The organism is Microbacterium luteolum, from assembly GCF_039533965.1.
GTDB classification, from domain to species: domain Bacteria; phylum Actinomycetota; class Actinomycetes; order Actinomycetales; family Microbacteriaceae; genus Microbacterium; species Microbacterium luteolum.
The window spans coordinates 1,466,317-1,486,466 of the sequence record NZ_BAAAUN010000001.1 but is presented as its reverse complement, the minus strand read 5'-3'; the positions used below and the strand labels follow the sequence as shown (position 1 = coordinate 1,486,466).

The window sequence follows — 20,150 nt, the reverse complement described above, 5'->3', positions numbered from 1 at the left end:
ACCGCTCAGGCGGCCCCGGGGCGGAACGCCGCACGATGCGCCGCCGGGCTGACGCCGAGCCGTTGACGGAAGTGCAGGCGGAGCGACACCGCGCTGCCGAATCCGGCGAGTTCTGCGACCCGCTCGATCGTGTCGTCGCCGCTCTCGAGCAGCGTGCGAGCGAACTCGACCCTCTGATCGAGCAGCCACTGCTGCGGACTCGTCGCGGTGCGGTCGCGGAAGCGTCGAGTGAACGTGCGACGGGACATGTGCGTCGACGCGGCCCAGCCGTCCACATCGATGGGTGTGCCGAGGCGCTCGCGCGCCCACCGCATCGCCCCGCCGATCGGATCGTCGGCCGACACGGCGACCACCGGCGCGGGGATGTACTGGGCCTGCGACCCGGTGCGGTGCGGCGCGAGCACCAGTGAGCGGGCCAGCGTCGCTGCGGCGACGCTCCCATGGTCCGAGCGGACGATATGGAGGCAGCAGTCCAGCGCGGCCGCGGCGCCGGCGGAGGTCACCACATCGCCCAGATCGGACCACAGCACGTCGTCGCGCACACGGATCTGCGGCTCCGCCGCCGACAGCCGATCGGCGGCGGCCCAGTGCGTCGACACCTCGCGTCCGTCGGCGATGCCGGATGCGGAGACCACGATGGTGCCCAGGCAGAGCCCGACGATGCGCGCGCCGCGACGGTGGGCTCTCCGTACCGCGTCGAGCAGCGCCGCCGACGGCTCCGATCCCTCGCGCCAGCTGGGGATGACCACGAGGTCCGCCTCGTCCATCGCCTCGAGTCCGACGTCGACCTGGATGCCGTATCCCGCCGCGGTCGGCATCGATCCTGGCTGCTCGGCGCACACGTCGACGTCGTAGAGACCCCTCACGCCGTCGAGTCCCGCGCCGCCGAAGACCAGTGTCGGGACGGACAGGTGGAAGGGGCTGATGTGCGGGAAGGCGAGCACCGCCACGCGGGAACGGGGAGCGGAGGAGGCCATGGCCCGATCCTATCGGAAGTGTGCTTCCAGGCCACTGGGCCCGCCGCGGAGGATGCCGGAGACTCGATCCATGACACAGATCTCTGCTCTCCTCGTCGGCGGACCCACGCTCCACTTCACCTACGCGGGCCTCGGGTTCCTGACCGACCCGACCTTCGACGAGCCGGGCTCGTACGAGGGCCCGATCGTGCTCCGCAAGCTGACCGGCCCCGCCGTCCCGGCATCCGCTCTCGGCGCGATCGACGTCGTGCTGCTCTCCCACGACCAGCACGACGACAACCTCGACACCACTGGGCGGGCGCTGCTGGGCGAGGTGCCGCTCGTGCTCGGCACCGAGGAGTCAGCCACCCGCATCCCCGGCATCACGGGCCTGGTGTCGTGGCAGCAGCACCGCGTCGGTGACGTCGTCGTCACGGCGGTGCCCGCGCTGCACGGGCCCGAGGGGGCCGAGGCGCTGTCCGGCCCGGTGACCGGCTTCGTGCTCGAAGCCGATGGCCATCCCACGATGTACGTCTCCGGCGACAACGCCTCCGTCGACGTCGTCCGCGAGATAGCCGGGCGCTTCCCCGGCATCGGGATCGCCGTCCTCTTCGCCGGAGCCGCCAACGTCGGGCGCTTCGGGGACGCCGACCTGACGCTGAACGCGCGGACGGCGCTGGAGGCGGCCGACGTCCTCTCCGACGCCGTGATCGTTCCCGTGCACGCGGAGGGCTGGTTCCACTTCTCCGAGACCCGGGAACGACTCGTCGCCATGTTCGGGTACGCCGGACAGGGCGATCGGCTCCGCGTGCTGACGGCAGGGGCGCGGGTCGACGTCGGCTGAGGGCCGGTTTGGGGGAAGGGCACCGGGTGGCGTATGCTGTCTCTTTGGTGCCCTTCCCTTCTGCGGGGAAGATGCACTATCCGAACGTGAGCCCTCCACTGGCGTGTTCCTCCCCCTGGGGATGAACCACCCCGGAGTGGGATTCACGAACTTCTCCGTTCGACATAAGAAAGCAGCACTATCGTGACGCGCACTTACACCCCGAAGGCCGGCGAGGTCCAGCGTGACTGGGTCGTCATCGACGCCACCGACGTCGTTCTCGGCCGCCTGGCTTCGCACGCCGCTACGCTCCTGCGTGGCAAGCACAAGCCCACCTTCGCCAACCACATCGACTCGGGTGACTTCGTCATCATCGTGAACGCCGACAAGGTCGCGCTCACCGGTCAGAAGCTCCAGAAGAAGCTGGCCTACCGCCACTCCGGTTACCCGGGCGGCCTGAAGTCGGTCACCTACGCCGAGCTGATGGAGAAGAACCCGGTCCGTGCTGTGGAGAAGGCCATCCGTGGCATGCTCCCCAAGAACAGCATCGGCCGTCAGCAGCTGTCGAAGCTCAAGGTCTACGTCGGTGCCGAGCACCCGCACGCCGCTCAGCAGCCGAAGACGTACACCCTCGACCAGGTCGCCCAGTAAGCGCCGTAAAGACTTAAGGACATACTCGTGGCTGACATCCAGGACACCACCGAAACCCCCCAGAACTTCTCGACGTCGACCCCCGAGACCGAAGCAGTCGAGGCGGCTCCCCGCCCCGTGCTCAGCGTCCCGGGTGCCGCTGTCGGCCGTCGCAAGCAGGCCATCGCCCGCGTGCGCATCGTCCCCGGCTCGGGAACGATCACGGTCAACGGCCGCACGATCGAGGACTACTTCCCGAACAAGCTGCACCAGCAGCTGATCAACGACCCGTTCACGGTGCTCAACCTCACCGGCGCCTACGACGTCATCGCCCGCATCTCGGGTGGTGGCCCCTCGGGCCAGGCCGGCGCGCTTCGTCTCGGCATCGCCCGTTCGCTGAACGGCATCGACGAGGAGAACAACCGTCCGACCCTGAAGAAGGCCGGCTTCCTCTCGCGCGACGCTCGCGTCAAGGAGCGCAAGAAGGCTGGTCTCAAGAAGGCCCGTAAGGCGCCTCAGTACTCGAAGCGTTAAGGTCCGCTGCTCCGATGCCGATTTTTGGCACGGACGGCGTGCGAGGACTTGCCAACGGCATCCTCACCGCCGACCTGGCGCTCACCCTGGCCCAGGCGACTGCTGTCGTCCTGGGCCAGGGCCGTACTGCGGAGTCTCGCAAAGCCGAAGGCAAGCGACTCACCGCAGTTGTCGCCCGTGACCCCCGGGTCTCGGGACACTTCCTCACGGCTGCGGTCTCTGCCGGTCTCGCGTCCTCGGGCGTCGACGTGCTCGAGGCGGGCGTCATCCCGACGCCGGCTCTCGCGTTCCTCGTCGCCGACCGTGACGCCGACTTCGGCGTGATGATCTCGGCGTCGCACAACGCCGCGCCCGACAACGGCATCAAGATCTTCGCGCGCGGCGGGCGCAAGCTCCCCGACGTCGTCGAGCAGCGCATCGAAGAGGCCATGTCGGGGGAGATGCTCCGCCCGACCGGCGCCGGCGTCGGTCGTATCGAGCGGTTCTCCGACGCGGAGGACCGCTACGTCCTGCATCTCCTCGGCTCGCTCCCGAACCGGCTCGACGGCATCCACGTGGTGCTGGACTGCGCGCACGGCGCGGCATCCGGCGTCTCCCCGGAGACGTTCCGCGACGCGGGCGCCGAGGTGACCGTCATCGGTGCCGACCCCGACGGGTGGAACATCAACGACGGCGTCGGCTCGACCCACCTCGACAACCTCGCTGAGGCCGTCGTGCGTCTGGGCGCCGACATCGGCATCGCCCATGACGGCGACGCGGACCGCTGCCTCGCTGTGGATGCTCAGGGCAACCACATCGACGGCGACCAGATCATGGCGATCATCGCGGTGTCGATGAAGGAGCGCGGACACCTCACCGACGACACGCTCGTCGCGACGGTGATGAGCAACCTCGGCCTGCACGTCGCCATGCGCGAGCACGGCATCACCGTGCGACAGACCGCTGTCGGCGACCGCTACGTCCTCGAGGACATGAACGCCGGCGGCTACGCCCTGGGCGGCGAGCAGTCCGGTCACGTCATCATGAGCGAGTACGCCACCACGGGCGACGGACTCCTCACGGGCCTGCACCTCGTGGCCGAGATGGCGCGCCAGAAGAAGTCGATCGCGGAGCTCGCCTCCGTGATGACCGTCTACCCGCAGGTGCTCATCAACGTGCGCGACGTCGACAAGGATCGCGTCGCAGACGACGAGCACGTCAAGCAGGCCGTGCTCGAGGTCGAAGCCGAGCTGGGCGACACCGGGCGCGTGCTGCTGCGCAAGTCCGGCACCGAGCCGCTCGTGCGCGTCATGGTGGAAGCGGCGGATGCCGAGTCGGTGCGCGAATACGCGGATCGTCTGGCCGGCGTCGTCCAGGAGCGCCTGGCGCTCTGACACGACTCACGTCGACACGACGAGATCGGGACGCCCCCGCGCCTTCGGGCCGGGGGCGTTTCGCGTCCGCGGCGGCTTCGCGGTGCGCTCAGGGCGCGGCGCAGATGCGGAAGTAGCCGCTGTCGGCGAGCGTCTCGGTCGTGCAGGCGAGGCCGGTGAGCCGCGGTGCGTCCTGCATGGCCACGGCATCGAACAGCCCGACGTGCGCCCCGGTGAGGACGATCGGCGCCACGGCGGCGCCCCAGGGGTCTGCGGCCAGCCATTCGACGTCGTTGTCCTCGACCCAGGCTGCGAGCGGAGCCACGCCGGTGCGCTGCTCCTCCAGCGTGATGAGCGTGCGCGGGGCGAACTGCGCGGCGACGTGCAGGACGCCGCCTGCCGCGACGACGAGCGCCAGCGCGGATACCGCGGCGACGCCGACGATCCGGATGGCACGCCCCCGCGGCATCCGCACGACGGCCCAGACCGCGACCGCGGCGATGATCGGGAAGAAGGCGAAGACGCCGGGCGCCGGATGCCGCACCCAGAGGGGCAGCCGCGACGCGGTCGCCCACCAGCCGACGAAGGCGAGGGCGCCGACGAAGGCCGCCAGCGCGTACGCGATCACGATCCGCTCTGCGGGTGTGGCCGAGCGCCAGCGGAGGACGACACCCGCGGCAGCGAGTCCGATCGCGATGACGGCTCCGACGGCCGCGATCACGCCGGGCAGCGACCACGAGTCCGCCAGCGCACCGAGCTTCTGGAAGACCGAGGTGGCGGCGTCGCCCTGACCACCGCTGCGGACGAAGTTGACGAGGTTCCGGAGATGCTCCACGAAACCGCTGAACCCCAGGGAGGCGAGCGCGACGAGCTCGAACAGGAGCGTCGGCACGGCGACGAGCACGAGCGGGAGCCAGGCGCGTCGCAGCAGATCGCGGATACGTGCCCAGCCCGTGCCGTCCGACAGCACCCACAGGGCGACCGCGAAGGCCGGGAGGGCGAGCAGCACGATGAGCTTGGCCTGGATCGCGAGTCCGACCAGCAGACCCGCCAACCACGCCCGCCGGGGCAGCGCGATCAGCGCCCACACGAGGAGTGCGGCGGCCGGGATCTCGCCGAGCAGGTCGGCCGGCCCCTGGATCGGTGACACCCCGGCGCCGGCGGTGAAGGCCAGCGGGACGGCCACGGCGAGCAGAGCCGCCCAGCGTCCGGCGATCCGGTGACCGATGACGGCGAGGCCGGCGAGAAGCAGCACCCAGTAGGCGAGGGGGATGAGGCGGGCGGCGATGACGGGGTCGATGCCCGTGGCGAGCAGCAGGGCGACCGGAAGGAGCACGACAGGGCCGGTGGAGATGCGCGGATCGAACGGGGTGATGGTCGAACCGGAGAGGGCGCCGTCACTCGAATAGCCGAGGCCGGCGAGCAGATTCCGCGGGACGGTGAGGTTGAACGCCTCGTCCTCCCAGAAGCGCCAGACGACGAGGCTGTGCCAGGCGACGATCACGTGTCCGATCAGCAGGGCAGCCGCGACCGCCCAGAACAGGATCGTGCGCGTGCGGGTCATCGCGCGACGGGCTCCGGCCGACGGATGCCGCGAAGCGGGGCCGAGGGGCGCAGCGACAGGGTCCAGGCCTCCACGAGCGCGGTGCGCACGAACGCGCGCAGACGCTTGGGCGGCAGGCTGACACCGTTGCCGCGGCCCCACATCGTGCCCGTGGAGGACGCGCCGCGACGGGGGATGCTGGCCACCCGCAGGTAGCGCACCGTGAAGCCGGCACGGGCCTCGGCCAGCGAGAAGTGCACGTGCGGCACCGACGCGTCGGCGGGGATCGCGTCGAGCAGAGCCTGCAGGGCGTCGGGCCGGTAGGCGCGCAGCGGAGTGTTGACGTCCGGGATGCGGCGCCCCGCGGCGAGGGCGATCAGCAGGCCGACGGCCGAGGTGAGGACCTTCCGGTACCAGGGGTCGGTGCGCCCGTCGCGGACGCCGTGGACGACGTCGGCATCCGCCTGGTCCAGAGCGGCGAGCAGGCGGGGGAAGTCGCGGCCGTAGAACTGCCCGTCGCCGTCGACGTGGATGAGCACCGTCGGGCCGGTGGCGAGTCCGGCGCGGTAGGCGGCGAGAGCGGTCGGGCCGTGTCCGCGGTTCACCGGCTGCACGTCGACCGTCACGTCGGCGACGTCGTCGAACACCGATGCCGTGGCATCCGTCGAGCGATCGTCGGCGATGTGGAACGTGACGCGGTCGGCCAGTGGAGACACGGAATCCCGGATCTCGTCGATGAAGCCCCGGATGCCCTCGACCTCGTTGAAGGCGGGCATGACGATGGCGAGATGGCTGAGAGTCACAGGGGTCCTAGGGATGGCAGGGCGCAGGGCATTCTGCAAGTAGCCTAGTTGAGCCATGAATCCTCCCCCCTCCCGACTGCGCCGCTTCGTCGGCGTCGGCAGCCGCTTCCTCGTCGTCGGAGGGCTGAGCACCCTGATCGAGATCGGCGTCTTCAACCTCCTCGTCTACGTGTGGGGCTGGGACGTCGTCGCCGCCAAGATCGCCGCCTCGCTGGTCGCCCTCGTGAACGCCTACATCGGGAACCGCGAGTGGACGTTCCGGCACCGCGACCGCCGCGGCCGCATCGCCGAGGTCCTGCTGTTCCTCGCGACCAATGCGGTGTGCACGGCGATCGGCGCCGCTCTCGTGTGGGCCGGCGTCGAGCTGGTGGCCTCGTCGCTCGGTCGCGCCCCCGGTGCGTTCGCGGTCAACGCCGTGAACCTGGTGAGCATCGTGATCGTCGTGCTGCTGCGCTTCGTCCTGTACCACTGGGTCGTCTTCCGGGCGAAGCCCTGACGTTCCCGTGGCACTTGTGGCGGGTGTTCGGGCCGAATACCCGCCACAAGTGCCACGGGAACGCTCAGCCGAGAGCCTGGCGGACGCGGGAGATCAGGTCGGCGGGGCGGCGGACGAGATCGGCGGTCACCTCGATCACCGTCCAACCCGCGGCCCGCAAGCGGGCGATGCGTTCCACATCGTGCGCGTACGTCGAACTGTGCCAGATGCCGTGATACTCGACGGCGACCTTCCGTCCCGGGTAAGCCAGGTCGACGCAGGCGATGAATCCGCCGTGTTCGTCGTAGACGTCGATGTTGAGTTCCGGCTCCGGAAGCGAAGCCTCGACCAGGATGCAGCGCACCTTGCTCTCGCGTGGCGACCAGGCATCGGTGCGCACCAGCGTGAGCGCCTCCCGTAGTCGGCGGACGCCGACCCGCCGACCGGATGCCGTGGCGGCGCGCAACCTCGCCGGCGTCGTCAGCGGCCGCCGGTCGGTGTCGGGGCGACCGTACCCCGGCCTCCACACGCGGCAGAAGTAGTCCCCGAGAGCGACGAGGTCGTGCAGAGGTAGAGTGCCGAGACTCGCCCAGGTGCTCGCCGGAGTGGTGACGCGCAGTCCATCGAGCGTGCACACGGCGGTCGTCGTCTGACGCATGCGATGTCCCGTCACCCCTGCGAGGCGGGGCAGTGAGCCGGTGCCGAAGACCCCGACGTGCACGGGAAGGTCTTCGTCATCCTCTCCGAGGCGGCGGAAGAGAGGAAGCGGAGCACCCCACAGCGCAGCAGCGGTCTCTTGGGCGAAGAAGTGCTCCGGGTGCATCCGCGGTGCGTATTCGTGCGCGCGGGCGCGGCGCTGCATCTGCTCGGCCCGGTGGGGTCCGGGCGTGGAGGCGGCTTCTGCCGGAGCATCCGTCCCGCCGACATCGGAACGGCGGCGCATCCCGCGGAACGGCGCGGCGAGATCATTCGCCCGCAAGCGGCTGCGTGGCACCCCCGCCTCTCGCGCTTCCGCGACGCTGAAGTGTGGTCCGAGCGACGGCGGCAGCTCTCCGATCCGGGTCATGCCCCCAGCATCCGCATCCGCCACCCCGCCCGTCCCTGTCCTCCACAGGCAGAAAGACGCTCCCGTGGCAGGTGTGGCGGGTGTTCGGCCGAAACACCCGCCACGGGGGCCACGGGAGCGGCGAAAGCGCCCGGTCGGGGGAGGAGGAGTCAGGCCTTGGCGCGCTTGCGCTTCTTCGCGGGCGCGTCCTCGGTGTGGGTCGCGCCATAGGTGTACGCGCCGTAGCCGTAGCTGTCGGGACCCTTGGTCGGCAGCATCGTGACGACCACGCCCAGCAGATTCACGCCGGCGGTCTCGAGCGAGCGCAAGGCGCCCTCGAGCTCCTGCTTCTTCGTCTTGCCGGACGCTGCGGCGATGATGACGCCGCGCGTCTTGCTGCCGACGACCGCGGCATCTGTGACGAGGAGGAGCGGCGGCGCGTCGATGAGCACGTAGTCGAAGTACTCGCCGAGCGGCGCCAGCACCTGGTCCATGGCGGCGGAGCCCAGCATCTCGCTCGGGTTGGGCGGCACCTGTCCGCTCGGCAGCACGAACAGGTCGTTGGTGCCCCACTTCTGCAGGGCGTCGGCCACGTCGATGCGCCCGATGAGCACGTCGGTGAGGCCGACGCTGCCTTCGATGTCCATGTAGTCCGCCACGCGCGGCAGCCGCAGGTCGCCGTCGACGAGCGCGACGCGTGCGCCGGTCTCGGCGAGGGCGATCGCGAGGTTCGCGGTCGTCGTCGACTTGCCCTCGCCGGGGCCGGCGCTGGAGATCACGAAGATCCGCGGCCCCGCGTCGACGTTCAGGAACTGCAGGTTGGTGCGAAGGCTGCGGAACGACTCGGCGCGGGGGCTGCGCGGATCGGCGTGCACGATCAGCGGACGCTTGGTCGCCTCCGGGTCGTAGGCGATGCCGCCGAGCACCGGACGGTCGGTGAGCGCCTCGATGTCGTGGAGCGTGTGGATGCGGTTGTCGAGCACGGTGCGCAGTGTCGCGATCGCGATGCCCACCGCCAGGCCGATGATGCCGCCGAGGATGATGAGCATCCGCACGTTGGGGCTGGTCGGCTGTGTCGGGGTGACGGCCGGCTCGGTCACGGTGATCTGCACGGGGCTCACGGCGCCCTCGACCGCGGGCTGCTCGAGCGTCTCCTGGACCGCGTCCTGGAAGCTCGACGCGACCGTGTTGGCGATGTCCGCGGCCTGCTCGGCATCGCCGTCGGTGACGGTGATGTCGATCAGCACGGTGTTCAGCGGGGTCGTGGCCGTCACGCGGTCGCTGAGCCCCGCCACGCTGTCGTCGAGGCCGAGTTCGTCGATGACGGGTTCGAGCACGAGCGCCGTGCTGACGACGTCGACGTAGCTGGTCACCATCTGGCGGGCGAAGGTGGTGCCCTGCACGAGGTCACCGGTCGCGGCGCCTTCGGTGTGGACAGAGACGTACAGCTGCGTGGAGGCCACGTACTTGGGCTGCTGCAGCGCCGCGTATCCGGCACCCGCGGCGAGGCCGAGGATCAGCAGTATGAGGATCAGGATCCAATTGCGGTGCAGGATACGCACATAGTCGCGAAGTTCCACGCGGCAGATTCCCCCTGTTGTGTGCGGTCTCGGTCTGCTCAGACCAGCCGCAAGACGGTTCTCGACATTGTTTCACGGTGCACGCCGCTGACGCGCACCGTGCGGGGCGCGTCAGCGGCTGACTCGCTCGACCTCCATGCCGTACGGATTCTTGTCGCCGCCGCGGACCGGCACCTTCGTGACGACGGTTCCGAGCACGCGGGCGTCGACGGCTTCGATGCTCTTCGCCGCGTCGGCAAGGCGGGTGGCGTGCGTCGCGCCGGAAGCGGCGACGAGGATGGCGCCGGTCGCCACGCGGGCGATCACGGCGGCATCCGTCACGAGAAGCAGCGGGGGCGCGTCGATGATCACGACGTCGAATGCGTCCCTGAGCGCCTCGACGAGCTGCGCCATCGCACGGGAGCCGAGGAGCTCGGCCGGATTCGGCGGAACGGTGCCCGAGGGAAGGAGGAAGAGCGCGCTGCGCCCCCAGGGCTGGATCACGTCGTTCAGGTCGACGCGCCCGGCGAGCACGTCGCTGAGGCCGATCCCGCCCTCGATGCCGAAGTACTCGGCGACGCGCGGGAGGCGGAGGTCGCCGTCGATCAGGGCGACGCGGTGGCCGGCATCGGCGAACGCGAGGGCCAGGTTGCCGGCCGTCGTCGACTTGCCCTCTCCGGGGCCGGAGCTCGTGATCACGAACACGCCCTGGCCCTCGGTGAAGAGGAAGCGCACGTTGGTGCGCAGGGCGCGGAACGCCTCTGCTCTGGCACCGTGCGGCGCGGCGCTGACCGCGAGAGGGTGCTCGGAGGTGTCGGGATCCAGGGGGATCTGCCCGAGCACGGGCGCGGCGACCGCAGCCTCGACGTCGGATGCCGTGCGCACCCGCTGGTCGAGCGTCGCACGGAGGAGTGCGATCCCGATGCCGGCGGCGAGGCCGATGATCCCGCCGAGCGTGAGCGAGAGCTGCATGTTCGGTGCGACCGCCGTGGTCGGGACCTGCGCGGCCTGGAGCGTGACGAGACGCACGGAGTACGCGGTCTGCTGCTCGCGCTTCTCGAGCGTCTCGGTGACGACGCTCGTGAAGCTCTCGGTGACCGCGTTCGCGATGCGGGCGGCCTGGCCCGGGTTGCCGTGTTCGACGCTGATCGTGATGATCGCGCTGTTGAGCGCGGCGCTCGTCTGGATGCGTCCCGCGAGGCCGGCCGGTGTGGTGGGGAGATCGAGGTCCTCGATCACCGGCGCGAGCACCAGCGTGCTGGTGAGGATCGCCCGGTAGGTTCCGACGGTCTGCATCGCGTAGCTGGTGGCGAGCGCCCGCTCGGCCGGCGTCGCCGTGTCGCCGACCTGCACCGTGACCATGACCTCGGCCGAGGCTTCGAACCGCTGCGGGGTGAGCATCGCGACGAGCGCGCCGGTGGAGAGCCCGATGACGGCCCCGGCGACGATCAGCACGATCTGCCTTCGCAGGACGCGGACGTAGTCGCGGAACTCCATTGCTCTCCCGGTCGGTGCGTCGCGGATCGGCGGTATCGTCTTCTGAGACTACCGATTCCGACGAAGGCACCATGACTGGTCTGAGCGCACTCTTCCCGAACGGCCCGCGCAGCGATGCACCGGGACGTGCGCAGCTGGACGATCATCACACGGTCCGGCGCCTGCGCGAGATGATCGGCGAGCCGCGCGACACGCGCGGTCCCGTTCGGCCCCTGGCGGACACGGACGAGCTGATGCGCAGGGTCGAGGCCGCCGCGCAGAACGCCGCGCCGATCGCGGTCGGGACCGCGGATGCCTCGCGTCCTGCCACACGGACGCGCCGGCGCTGGGACCCTCTGGCCACGTCGGTCGGTGCGCTCGCCGTGGTCGCCGCGGTCGCGGCAGCGGCGGTCGGCGGCGTGCAGATGGCGACGGCGAGTCCGGCAGCGAGCTCGCTCGTGTCGCTCGAGGCCGATGAGGCGACCCTCCAGAACGCGCACCAGGCGCTGACCGCCACGAGGAACCGCATCGTGAGCGACATCGAGACCCAGACGGCGGCCGCCGCTGTCTTGCGCAGCGCCCTGGTGTCGACGGGCACGGCGCCGGATCCGGCATCCGATGGCGACGTGATCCCGGTCACGGATCCCGCGGCGCTGGCGACGGCGCTCGCGTCCGTCGACGCCTATGCGGCGGGTCTCGCGGCGATCACGGTGCCGAAGGTGCCGGCGGAGTACCGGCGCGGAGACATCGACGAGGAGTCGCTGGAAGACGTGGGAAGTGCCATCGACGGGGCGCAGGAGAAGCTGGTCGCCCTCGACGGGGCGACCGCCGAGATGCGTTCGATCCGCACGCAGCTCGACGCGCTCCGTCCCCCGGCGGATGCAGCGGTGGCCGCCTATGCCGCGACCTTCGCCGGCAGTGCGGAGGCCGCGAAGTCCGGCTTCCCCGATGCGGATGACGCGCTGCAGGCGCGACTGGCCGAAGCCGCGGCCCGCGTCGGCGCGAGCGGACTCTGGGGTGCCGCAGGGGTGACGGCGCTCGAGGGGTACCGGGATGCGTTCGTCGCCGTGGCCGCCGATCAGGCGCAGGTGGATGCCGACCAGGAGCAGAGCACGCGGCAGACCACCCGGCGAAACGATACCCAGCAGACCGCACCGCCGTCGGACACGACCACCCCGACGGACCCGCCGGTGACGGAGATGCCGCCGGATCCGGAGACGCCGCCCGAGGGCGAAGGGACGCCCTAAGACACGAACCTGCTCAATACCTGTGAGAACATAGCTCCAGGGGAGTGAGTAAGTCTGAGGGGGCTTCCAGTCTTGAGTGCGAAAAAGGCGTTCGTCGATACTTCGACAGGCGATATTCCGATATTCTCGGAGGTTTCCGTGACGCAGAAGCGACGCCGGATGCTCGCCGCGATCGTCGACGGACTCTCCTGGAGCTTCGGCGTCGTGCTCGCGATCGCCCTGCGTTTCGAGTTCATGATGGACGCGCGCGGCTGGATCTCGACCACGGTGCTCGCGCTCATCGCGGGCGCGATCCAGATCATCGTCGGCTATGTCACCGCGCTGTATCGCGGCCGCTTCACCTACGGCTCCTTCGATGAGGTCCGTGCCGTCGGCATCATCGTCGTGATCGAGGCCGTCGCGCTGTCGCTGCTCGTGATCCCGATCGGCCCGGCCGTCGGGGTGCCGCGCGGCACGCTGCTGCTCGCGTTCCCGTTCGTCCTGCTGCTGATGTTCGGCGTGCGCTACTTCGCCCGCCTCCTCATCGAACGCGCACGCAAGCCCGGGGAAGACGCCTCGCCGGCGCTCATCGTCGGTGCCGGCTTCATCGCCGACAAGCTGCTCGCCAACGTCACCACCGATCCGGCGTCGCCGATCCGCGCGGTCGGACTGCTCGACGACGACCCGGACAAGCGCAACCTGCGGCTGCGGGGAGTGTCGGTCATCGGCACCACCCGCGATTTCACCGAGGCCGTCCAGCGCACCGGAGCCGAGCTCGCCATCATCGCGATCGGCAGCGCCGACAGCTCACTCCTGCGCAAGCTCAGCGACCGCGCCGAGGCCGCCGGTCTTCGTGTCGCGGTCACGCCCTCGCTCCACAGCCTGAAGTCGGGGGAGGGGTCGATCAGCGACGTCCGCGACATCAGCATCGAGGACCTCATCGGCCGGCATCCGGTCGACACCAACGTCGAGCTGATCGCCGGCTACGTGACCGGACGACGCGTACTGGTCACGGGTGCCGGCGGATCGATCGGCTCGGAGCTCTGCCGACAGCTCGCGAAGTACGGGCCGAGCGAGCTGATCATGCTCGACCGCGACGAGACCGGGCTGCAGGACGCCCAGCTGGGCACGTCCGGGCACGGTCTGCTCGACACGAACGACGTGGTGCTCGCCGACATCCGCGACGTCGAGCTCCTCGACCGGATCTTCGACGAGCGGCAGCCCGAGGTGGTCTTCCACGCGGCGGCGCTGAAGCACCTCCCGATGCTCGAGCAGTACCCCGACGAGGCCTGGAAGACGAACGTCATCGGTTCGCTCAACGTGCTCAACGCGGCTCGCCGCGTCGGGGTGTCGACCTTCGTCAACATCTCGACCGACAAGGCGGCCAACCCCACGAGCGTGCTCGGGCACTCCAAGCGCGTCGCCGAGAAGCTCACCGCGTGGGCCGGCGAGCAGACCGGGATGCGCTACCTCTCGGTGCGCTTCGGCAACGTCATCGGCAGTCGCGGTTCGATGCTGCCGACGTTCCAGCGGCTCATCGCCGACGGACGCCCGATCACGGTGACCCACCCGGATGCGACGCGGTACTTCATGACGATCCCGGAGGCCTGCCAGCTCGTGGTCCAGGCGGGAGCCATCGGCCGCGCCGGCGAGGTGCTCATCCTCGACATGGGCGAGCCCGTGTCGATCCTCGAGGTCGCGAAGCGCATGGTCGCGATGTCGGGCAAGAACATCGAGATCGTGTTCACGGGTCTGCGCCCGGGGGAGAAGCTGCACGAAGAGCTCGTCGGGTCGCGCGAGAACCTCGAGCGTCCGTTCCACCCGAAGGTCTCGCACACGCGGGCTGATGTGATCACCCCGGAACGACTCGACAAGACCGGATGGATGGAGCGCATGTTCGCGAGCCCGCGGAACAACGACACGGTGGTCATCGAGCCGATCCGCCTCGCGAAGGGTGCCGAGGCGTGAGCGAACGGATCTACATGTCCTCGCCCGACGTGGGAGAGGCGGAGGAGCAGGCCGTCGTCGCCGCGATGCGCTCCGGCTGGATCGCCCCGCTCGGCCCCGACGTCGACGCCTTCGAGCGCGAGCTCGCCGATCGCGTGGGCGTCGCTCATGCGGTGGCCCTCAGCTCGGGGACCGCGGCACTGCATCTCGGTCTCCTCACCCTCGGTGTGAAGCCCGGCGATGTCGTGCTGACGTCGTCGATGACCTTCGCGGCCACCGCCAACGCCATCGTCTACACGGGCGCCGAGCCGTACTTCATCGACGCGGACCCGGTGACGGGGAACATGGATACCGCGCTGCTCCGGGAGTCGCTCGTCGAGCTCCGCGACGCGGGCGAGCGGGTGTCGGCCATCGTTCCGGTGGATCTGCTCGGCAAGGCGGTCGACTACACGGCGATCCTCGCGATCGCCGACGAGTTCGGCGTGCCGGTGCTGTCGGATGCCGCGGAGTCGCTGGGCGCCACGCACCAGGGGCGCGCGGCCGGCAGCTTCGGCCGAGCATCCGTCGTGTCGTTCAACGGCAACAAGATCATGACCACGTCGGGCGGCGGGATGCTGCTGACCGACGACGCGGGCTTCGCGCAGCACGTGCGGTATCTGGCCACGCAGGCGCGGCAGCCGGTCGTGCACTACGAGCACACCGACATCGGCTACAACTACCGGATGAGCAACCTGCTCGCGGCTCTCGGGCGCGCGCAGCTCGCCCGCCTCGATGCGATGATCGCGCGTCGTCGTGAGATGCGCGAGCTGTACAAGCAGCTGTTCGCGGAGGTCGACGGCGTCGAGGTCTTCGGGGCCGAGGGCGACGAGGCCGACAACGTCTGGCTGACGTCGATCGTGATCGATCCGGAGAAGACCGGCTGGGAGCCCTCGGAGCTCGCCGCGGCCCTCGCCGCCGATGACATCGAGAGCCGTCCGCTCTGGAAGCCCATGCATGCGCAGCCGGTGTTCGCCGATGCCCGGCGCAAGACCAGCGGTGCTTCGGAGTCCCTGTTCGCGCGCGGCCTCACCCTGCCGAGCGGTTCCGCCCTGACGCCGCCGCAGCGCGAGCGCGTGCTGACGGCGATCCGCGGCTTCCTGACGCGATGAGCGCACGGTTCCGTCCCTACGACGTCGTCAAGCGCGGCCTCGACATCGTCGCCGCGGCGGTGGCGCTCGTCGTGCTCTCGCCGATCATCGTGGCGACCGCCGTGCTCGTCGCGGTGAGACTCGGACGCCCGGTCGTGTTCGCGCAGGAGCGTCCGGGCAAGGACGGCCGGATCTTCACGCTGTACAAGTTCCGGTCCATGCGCTCGGTCGACGAGGCTCGTGGATGGGTGACGGATGCCGACCGGCTCACCCCGTTCGGCGTGCGTCTGCGGTCGACGAGCCTGGATGAGCTGCCCAGTCTGTGGAACGTGCTGCGCGGCGACATGAGCGTCGTCGGGCCGCGGCCGCTGCTGGTCGAGTACCTGGAGCGCTATTCGCCCGAGCAGGCGCGCCGGCACGAGGTGCGCCCCGGCATCACGGGGCTCGCCCAGGTGACCGGTCGCAACGCGATCTCCTGGGAGAGCAAGTTCGCCCAGGACGTCCGCTACGTCGACCGACGCAGCGTCGGCCTCGACCTCCGGATCGTCGCCCGGACCATCGGCTCGGTCGTGAAGCGCGACGGCATCTCGGCAGAGGGACATGTCACCATGACGAAGTTCGGTGAGGCACATGGCTGAGCGGATCGTCATCGTCGGAGCCGGCGGCTTCGGCAGGGAGACCCTCGACGTGGTCGAGGCGATGATCGCGGCCGGCGAGCCGCTGCAGCTGCTCGGCGTCGTGGACTCGGGTCCGCGCCCCGTCGACCTCGGACGTCTCGCGGAGCGCGGCATCGTCTACCTCGGCACCGAGGAGGAATGGCTGCCGACCGCCGCGGGGGACGAGCGCTTCGTGGTGGCCATCGGCTCGCCGTCGGTGCGCGAGGCCGTCGCCCGGCGGCTGTCGAACGCGGGTCTGCGCGCCACCACGTTCATCCATCCGCGTGCGGTCATCGGATCGCGGGCGCGCATCGGCGACGGCGTCGTGATCACCTCCGGCGTGCAGGTCTCGACGAACGTGAGCATCGGCGACCACGTGCACCTCAACCCGGCCAGCATCCTCGGGCATGATGCGACGCTCGCCGACTTCGTCTCGGTCAATCCCGGTGCGATCGTCTCGGGCAACGTCATCGTCGAGAGCGGTGTTCTCCTCGGCGCCGGCTCTGTCGTGCTCGCGGGGCTGACGGTCGGGGCGGGGGCGACTGTGGGGGCTGCGGCCTGCGTGACGAAGGACGTCGCGGGCGGCACGACCGTGGTCGGCGTGCCTGCGCGACTGCTCGAAGACAGGGCGACGCCGTGAGGGTGCTGATCGTCTCGCAGTACTACCCGCCGGAGGCCGTGCCGCTGCCGGCTGACCTCGCCCAGGGCCTCGCCGCGCGCGGGCACCAGGTGAAGGTGCTCACGGGCTTTCCGAACTATCCGACCGGCAAGGTCTTCCCCGGCTATCGCCAGCGCTGGCGGTCGACGGAGCGATACGGCGCGGTCGAGATCCGTCGGGTGCCGCTGTTCGCCGATCATTCGCAGAGCGCGCTCAAGCGCATGCTCAACTACTTCTCCTTCGCGTTCAGCTCGGCGACGGCCCGGCGCCTCTCGCGCGGAGCCGACGTCGTCTACGTCTACGCCACCCAGATGACGGCCGGGTTCGGTCCGTGGCTGTGGCGCGTCACCGGCGGGCGCCCGTACGTGCTGCATGTGCAGGACCTGTGGCCCGACTCCATCGTCGGATCGTCGATGATGGCCGGCGGCACGAAGGAGCGCGTCATCTCCGGGGCTCTCGGTCCCTGGCTGCGCAGTGCCTACAAGCGCGCCGCCGGGGTCATCGGCATCGCTCCGACCATGGTGTCGACGCTGGTGTCGCGGGGCGTCCCTGAGGACCGCGCGCATCTCGTCTACAACTGGGCGGATGCCGGCGAGCCCGTCGAATCCGTGCTCCCCGCGGCCGATGCACCGCGCGCCGAGATCGTGTACGCCGGCAACGTCGGCGATATGCAGGACCTCGGCACCGCTGTCCGTGCCGCGCACGCTGCGGCGGATGCAGGGGTCACGCTGACTCTCGTCGGCGACGGCGTGGTGAAGGCCGACCTGCAGGCGCTCGTCGGCGAGCTGGGCGCCGACAACGTGCGCTTCCAGGACCCCGTCCCGCGCGAGCGGATGCCGGAGATATACGCCCGCGCCGACTACGCGCTCGTCTCGCTGAAGGACATGCCCGTCTTCCGCGGCACGATCCCGTCCAAGTTCCAGGCCGTGCTGTCGGCGGGCGTGCCCGTGGTCACGACTGTGCAGGGCGATGTGCGCCGTCTCGTGGAGGACGGCGACGTCGGACTCACTGCGGATGCCGAGAGCGTCGCGTCGCTCGAAGCGGCGTTCCGCTCCGCGGCCGCGCGCACCACGGATGAGCGCGCGGCGATGGCCGAGCGCGGACGAACGATGTACGACACCCATTTCTCCCGCGAGTCGGGAATCTCCAGGATCGAAGAGCTGCTCTCGGCAGCCGCGAAGGGAACGAGTAGACGACGATGAGCGAGTCATACGGCGGAGCGCGGGTGCTGGTGACCGGCGGAACGGGATCGTTCGGCCACACGGTCGCGAAGAAGCTCCTCGAGCGTGACGTCTCCGAGATCCGGATCTTCAGCCGCGACGAGGCCAAGCAGGATCTCATGCGTCACGAGATCCCCGATTCGCGTCTGCGCTTCTACGTCGGCGACGTGCGCGACTACGACAGTGTCGACCGCGCCACGCGCGACGTGGACTTCATCTTCCATGCCGCGGCGCTCAAGCAGGTGCCATCGTGCGAGTTCTTCCCGATGGAAGCCGTGCGGACGAACGTGAACGGCAGCGAGAACGTGGTGCGTGCGGCCGACCGCAACGGCGTCTCCTCTGTCGTGGCGCTCAGCACCGACAAGGCCGTCTACCCCGTCAACGCGATGGGCATGTCGAAGGCATTGATGGAGAAGGTCGCGCAGTCCCACGGCCTGAACAACCCCAACACCGCCACCACCGTGTCGTGCGTCCGCTACGGCAACGTCATGTACTCGCGCGGATCGGTGATCCCGCTGTTCATCCGTCAGCTCAAGGCGGGGAAGAACATCACCGTCACGAACCCCGACATGACGCGTTTCATGATGTCGCTCGCGCACTCGGTGGATCTCGTCGAGTTCGCGTTCCAGAACGCGACGCAGGGCGACCTGTTCGTCCGCAAGGCGAAGGCGACCTCGATCGGCACCCTCGCGCAGGCCGTGCTCAACCTCTTCCGCTCGGATGCGAAGCTCGAGGTGATCGGCACCCGTCACGCTGAGAAGCTGTCCGAGGCGCTCGCGACGCGGGAAGAGCTCTCGCGCGCCCGCGACATGGGCGACTACTTCCGCGTCGTCGCCGACAACCGCGACCTCAACTACAGCGTCTACTTCGAAGAGGGCGACGTCGCGCAGAACCGCTTCGAGGACTACGACTCGCACACCGTGCAGCAGATGTCGGTCGGCGAGGTCGAGGAGCTGCTGCTGACGCTCCCCGAGGTGCGCGACGAGCTCCGTCTGGCGGGGATCCCCGAGAGCGGATCGAGCTCGTGAGCGGTCTCGCCGTCACCGGGGCCGGAGGGTTCCTCGGCTGGCACCTGCGTGCGGCCATGAAGGAGTCGGGCACGCCGGTGGAGGCCATCTCCGTCGGCACCGGATTTGAGGCGTCGAAGGCGACAGCGGCCGTCGACGGCAGCGAGCGCGTCATCCACATCGCCGGGATCAACCGGGCATCCGACGAAGAGGTGCGCGACGGGAACATCGCGTTCGCCGAGCAGCTCTCCTCCGCACTGCTCGCCGCGGCGACGCCGCCCCCGGTGGTCGTCTACGCCAACTCCACCCAGGCGACGAACGGATCCGTCTACGGCGAGTCCAAGGCCAGGGCGGCGGAGATCCTCGCCGAGACGGCATCCACGATCGGCGCGGAGTTCGTCGACGTGCGTCTCCCGAACCTGTTCGGCGAACACGGGCGTCCGTTCTACAACGCGGTCACCGCGACCTTCAGCCATCTCGTGGCCACGGGCGAGAGCCCGGTCGTGGAGAACGACAAGGAGCTCACGCTGCTGCATGCGCAGAACGCGGCCGACATCCTCAGCGGGGCCGCGCCTGTCAGGGCGCTCGAGGACCTGCAGCAGGAGGAGACCGTGTCTGGTCTGCTGGCCCGCCTGCAGGGCTACGCGGAGCTCTACGACCGCGGGGAGATCCCGAGCATCGCCGAGGACTTCGACCGCGATCTCTTCAACACGTACCGGTCGTACACGTTCCCGGCTCAGTCGCCGATCGATCTGACCCGTCACGCAGACGCCCGCGGATCGTTCTTCGAGATCATCCGCTCGCACGGCGGTCCCGGCCAGTCGTCGTTCTCGACGACGGTGCCGGGCGTCACCCGCGGAGACCACTTCCATCGCCGCAAGATCGAGCGCTTCACGGTGCTCCAGGGCCGAGCCCGCATCTCGCTGCGCCGCCTGTACTCTGATGAGGTCGTGTCGTTCGAGGTCTCGGGCGATGCCCCCGGTGCCGTCGACATGCCGACGATGTGGGCGCACAACATCACGAACATCGGCGAGGACCTGCTGTACACGTCCTTCTGGACGAACGACATCTTCGACCCCGCGAACCCCGACACGATTGCCGAGGCAGTGTGAC

The 20,150-nt window shown here is 69.8% G+C and carries 19 protein-coding genes; 13 read left to right on the top strand and 6 right to left on the bottom strand.

The window, feature by feature from the left end; genetic code table 11:
- Positions 1 to 5 precede the first annotated feature (5 nt).
- Positions 6 to 977, bottom strand: a complete 972-nt coding sequence (locus tag ABD648_RS07195) for a GlxA family transcriptional regulator (RefSeq protein ID WP_282214284.1) — start codon at positions 975 to 977, stop codon at positions 6 to 8.
- Positions 978 to 1,047: 70 nt separating this feature from the next.
- On the opposite strand from ABD648_RS07195, the gene ABD648_RS07190 reads away from it, so the two are divergent.
- From ABD648_RS07190 to glmM, 4 genes are all read left to right on the top strand, one after another.
- Positions 1,048 to 1,800 carry an MBL fold metallo-hydrolase gene (locus tag ABD648_RS07190; RefSeq protein ID WP_282214283.1) on the top strand — a complete coding sequence of 251 codons (753 nt, stop codon included), beginning with the start codon at positions 1,048 to 1,050 and terminating at the stop codon, positions 1,798 to 1,800.
- Positions 1,801 to 1,983: 183 nt separating this feature from the next.
- Positions 1,984 to 2,430, top strand: a complete 447-nt coding sequence (rplM, locus tag ABD648_RS07185; protein WP_210097189.1) for a 50S ribosomal protein L13 — start codon at positions 1,984 to 1,986, stop codon at positions 2,428 to 2,430.
- 27 nt (positions 2,431 to 2,457) lie between these two features.
- Complete coding sequence (gene rpsI / locus ABD648_RS07180) at positions 2,458 to 2,943, top strand: 30S ribosomal protein S9 (RefSeq protein WP_046012472.1); 486 nt, start codon at positions 2,458 to 2,460, stop codon at positions 2,941 to 2,943.
- Positions 2,944 to 2,957: 14 nt separating this feature from the next.
- Complete coding sequence (gene glmM, locus ABD648_RS07175) at positions 2,958 to 4,316, top strand: phosphoglucosamine mutase (protein ID WP_282214282.1); 1,359 nt, start codon at positions 2,958 to 2,960, stop codon at positions 4,314 to 4,316.
- 88 nt (positions 4,317 to 4,404) lie between these two features.
- On the opposite strand, the gene ABD648_RS07170 is transcribed toward glmM, so the two are convergent.
- Positions 4,405 to 5,859, bottom strand: coding sequence for a hypothetical protein (locus tag ABD648_RS07170; protein WP_282214281.1), 1,455 nt, complete (start codon positions 5,857 to 5,859; stop codon positions 4,405 to 4,407).
- Positions 5,856 to 6,641 carry a glycosyltransferase family 2 protein gene (locus ABD648_RS07165; protein ID WP_282214280.1) on the bottom strand — a complete coding sequence of 262 codons (786 nt, stop codon included), beginning with the start codon at positions 6,639 to 6,641 and terminating at the stop codon, positions 5,856 to 5,858. Before ABD648_RS07165 ends, ABD648_RS07170 begins: the two co-directional genes overlap by 4 nt.
- A 55-nt stretch (positions 6,642 to 6,696) precedes the next feature.
- Between ABD648_RS07165 and ABD648_RS07160 the strand changes: the two genes are divergently transcribed.
- Positions 6,697 to 7,137, top strand: coding sequence for a GtrA family protein (locus ABD648_RS07160; RefSeq protein ID WP_282214279.1), 441 nt, complete (start codon positions 6,697 to 6,699; stop codon positions 7,135 to 7,137).
- Positions 7,138 to 7,201: 64 nt separating this feature from the next.
- Here ABD648_RS07160 and ABD648_RS07155 read toward each other — a convergent pair whose 3' ends face one another.
- The 3 genes from ABD648_RS07155 to ABD648_RS07145 form a co-directional block, all read right to left on the bottom strand.
- Positions 7,202 to 8,182, bottom strand: coding sequence for a hypothetical protein (locus ABD648_RS07155; protein ID WP_282214278.1), 981 nt, complete (start codon positions 8,180 to 8,182; stop codon positions 7,202 to 7,204).
- A 149-nt stretch (positions 8,183 to 8,331) separates the two neighbouring features.
- The gene (locus tag ABD648_RS07150) at positions 8,332 to 9,741 is read right to left on the bottom strand and encodes a tyrosine-protein kinase domain-containing protein (protein WP_282214277.1); all 1,410 of its coding nucleotides are present in this window, start codon (positions 9,739 to 9,741) and stop codon (positions 8,332 to 8,334) included.
- 111 nt (positions 9,742 to 9,852) lie between these two features.
- A complete protein-coding gene (locus tag ABD648_RS07145) occupies positions 9,853 to 11,217 on the bottom strand; it encodes a tyrosine-protein kinase domain-containing protein (RefSeq protein WP_282214276.1) in 1,365 nt (454 codons plus the stop codon).
- A gap of 71 nt (positions 11,218 to 11,288) precedes the next feature.
- Between ABD648_RS07145 and ABD648_RS07140 the strand changes: the two genes are divergently transcribed.
- The 8 genes from ABD648_RS07140 to ABD648_RS07105 all read left to right on the top strand — a co-directional run bounded on the left by ABD648_RS07140 (position 11,289) and on the right by ABD648_RS07105 (position 20,149).
- Positions 11,289 to 12,443: a hypothetical protein gene (locus tag ABD648_RS07140; RefSeq protein WP_282214275.1), complete on the top strand. Its 1,155-nt coding sequence runs from the start codon at positions 11,289 to 11,291 to the stop codon at positions 12,441 to 12,443.
- A 138-nt stretch (positions 12,444 to 12,581) separates the two neighbouring features.
- Positions 12,582 to 14,390 carry a polysaccharide biosynthesis protein gene (locus ABD648_RS07135; RefSeq protein WP_282214274.1) on the top strand — a complete coding sequence of 603 codons (1,809 nt, stop codon included), beginning with the start codon at positions 12,582 to 12,584 and terminating at the stop codon, positions 14,388 to 14,390.
- On the top strand, positions 14,387 to 15,517 hold the full coding sequence (locus ABD648_RS07130; protein ID WP_282214273.1) for a DegT/DnrJ/EryC1/StrS family aminotransferase: 1,131 nt from the start codon (positions 14,387 to 14,389) through the stop codon (positions 15,515 to 15,517). Before ABD648_RS07135 ends, ABD648_RS07130 begins: the two co-directional genes overlap by 4 nt.
- Entirely contained in the window at positions 15,514 to 16,134 is a 621-nt protein-coding gene (locus ABD648_RS07125; protein ID WP_282214272.1) for a sugar transferase, read from the top strand. Before ABD648_RS07130 ends, ABD648_RS07125 begins: the two co-directional genes overlap by 4 nt.
- The gene (locus ABD648_RS07120) at positions 16,127 to 16,792 is read left to right on the top strand and encodes a NeuD/PglB/VioB family sugar acetyltransferase (protein WP_282214271.1); all 666 of its coding nucleotides are present in this window, start codon (positions 16,127 to 16,129) and stop codon (positions 16,790 to 16,792) included. Before ABD648_RS07125 ends, ABD648_RS07120 begins: the two co-directional genes overlap by 8 nt.
- Complete coding sequence (locus tag ABD648_RS07115) at positions 16,789 to 18,012, top strand: glycosyltransferase family 4 protein (protein ID WP_282214270.1); 1,224 nt, start codon at positions 16,789 to 16,791, stop codon at positions 18,010 to 18,012. The genes ABD648_RS07120 and ABD648_RS07115 overlap by 4 nt, the downstream gene beginning before the upstream one ends.
- Positions 18,009 to 19,058: a polysaccharide biosynthesis protein gene (locus ABD648_RS07110; RefSeq protein WP_282214269.1), complete on the top strand. Its 1,050-nt coding sequence runs from the start codon at positions 18,009 to 18,011 to the stop codon at positions 19,056 to 19,058. Before ABD648_RS07115 ends, ABD648_RS07110 begins: the two co-directional genes overlap by 4 nt.
- Positions 19,055 to 20,149, top strand: a complete 1,095-nt coding sequence (locus ABD648_RS07105; protein ID WP_282214268.1) for a polysaccharide biosynthesis C-terminal domain-containing protein — start codon at positions 19,055 to 19,057, stop codon at positions 20,147 to 20,149. The genes ABD648_RS07110 and ABD648_RS07105 overlap by 4 nt, the downstream gene beginning before the upstream one ends.
- Position 20,150 lies beyond the last annotated feature (1 nt).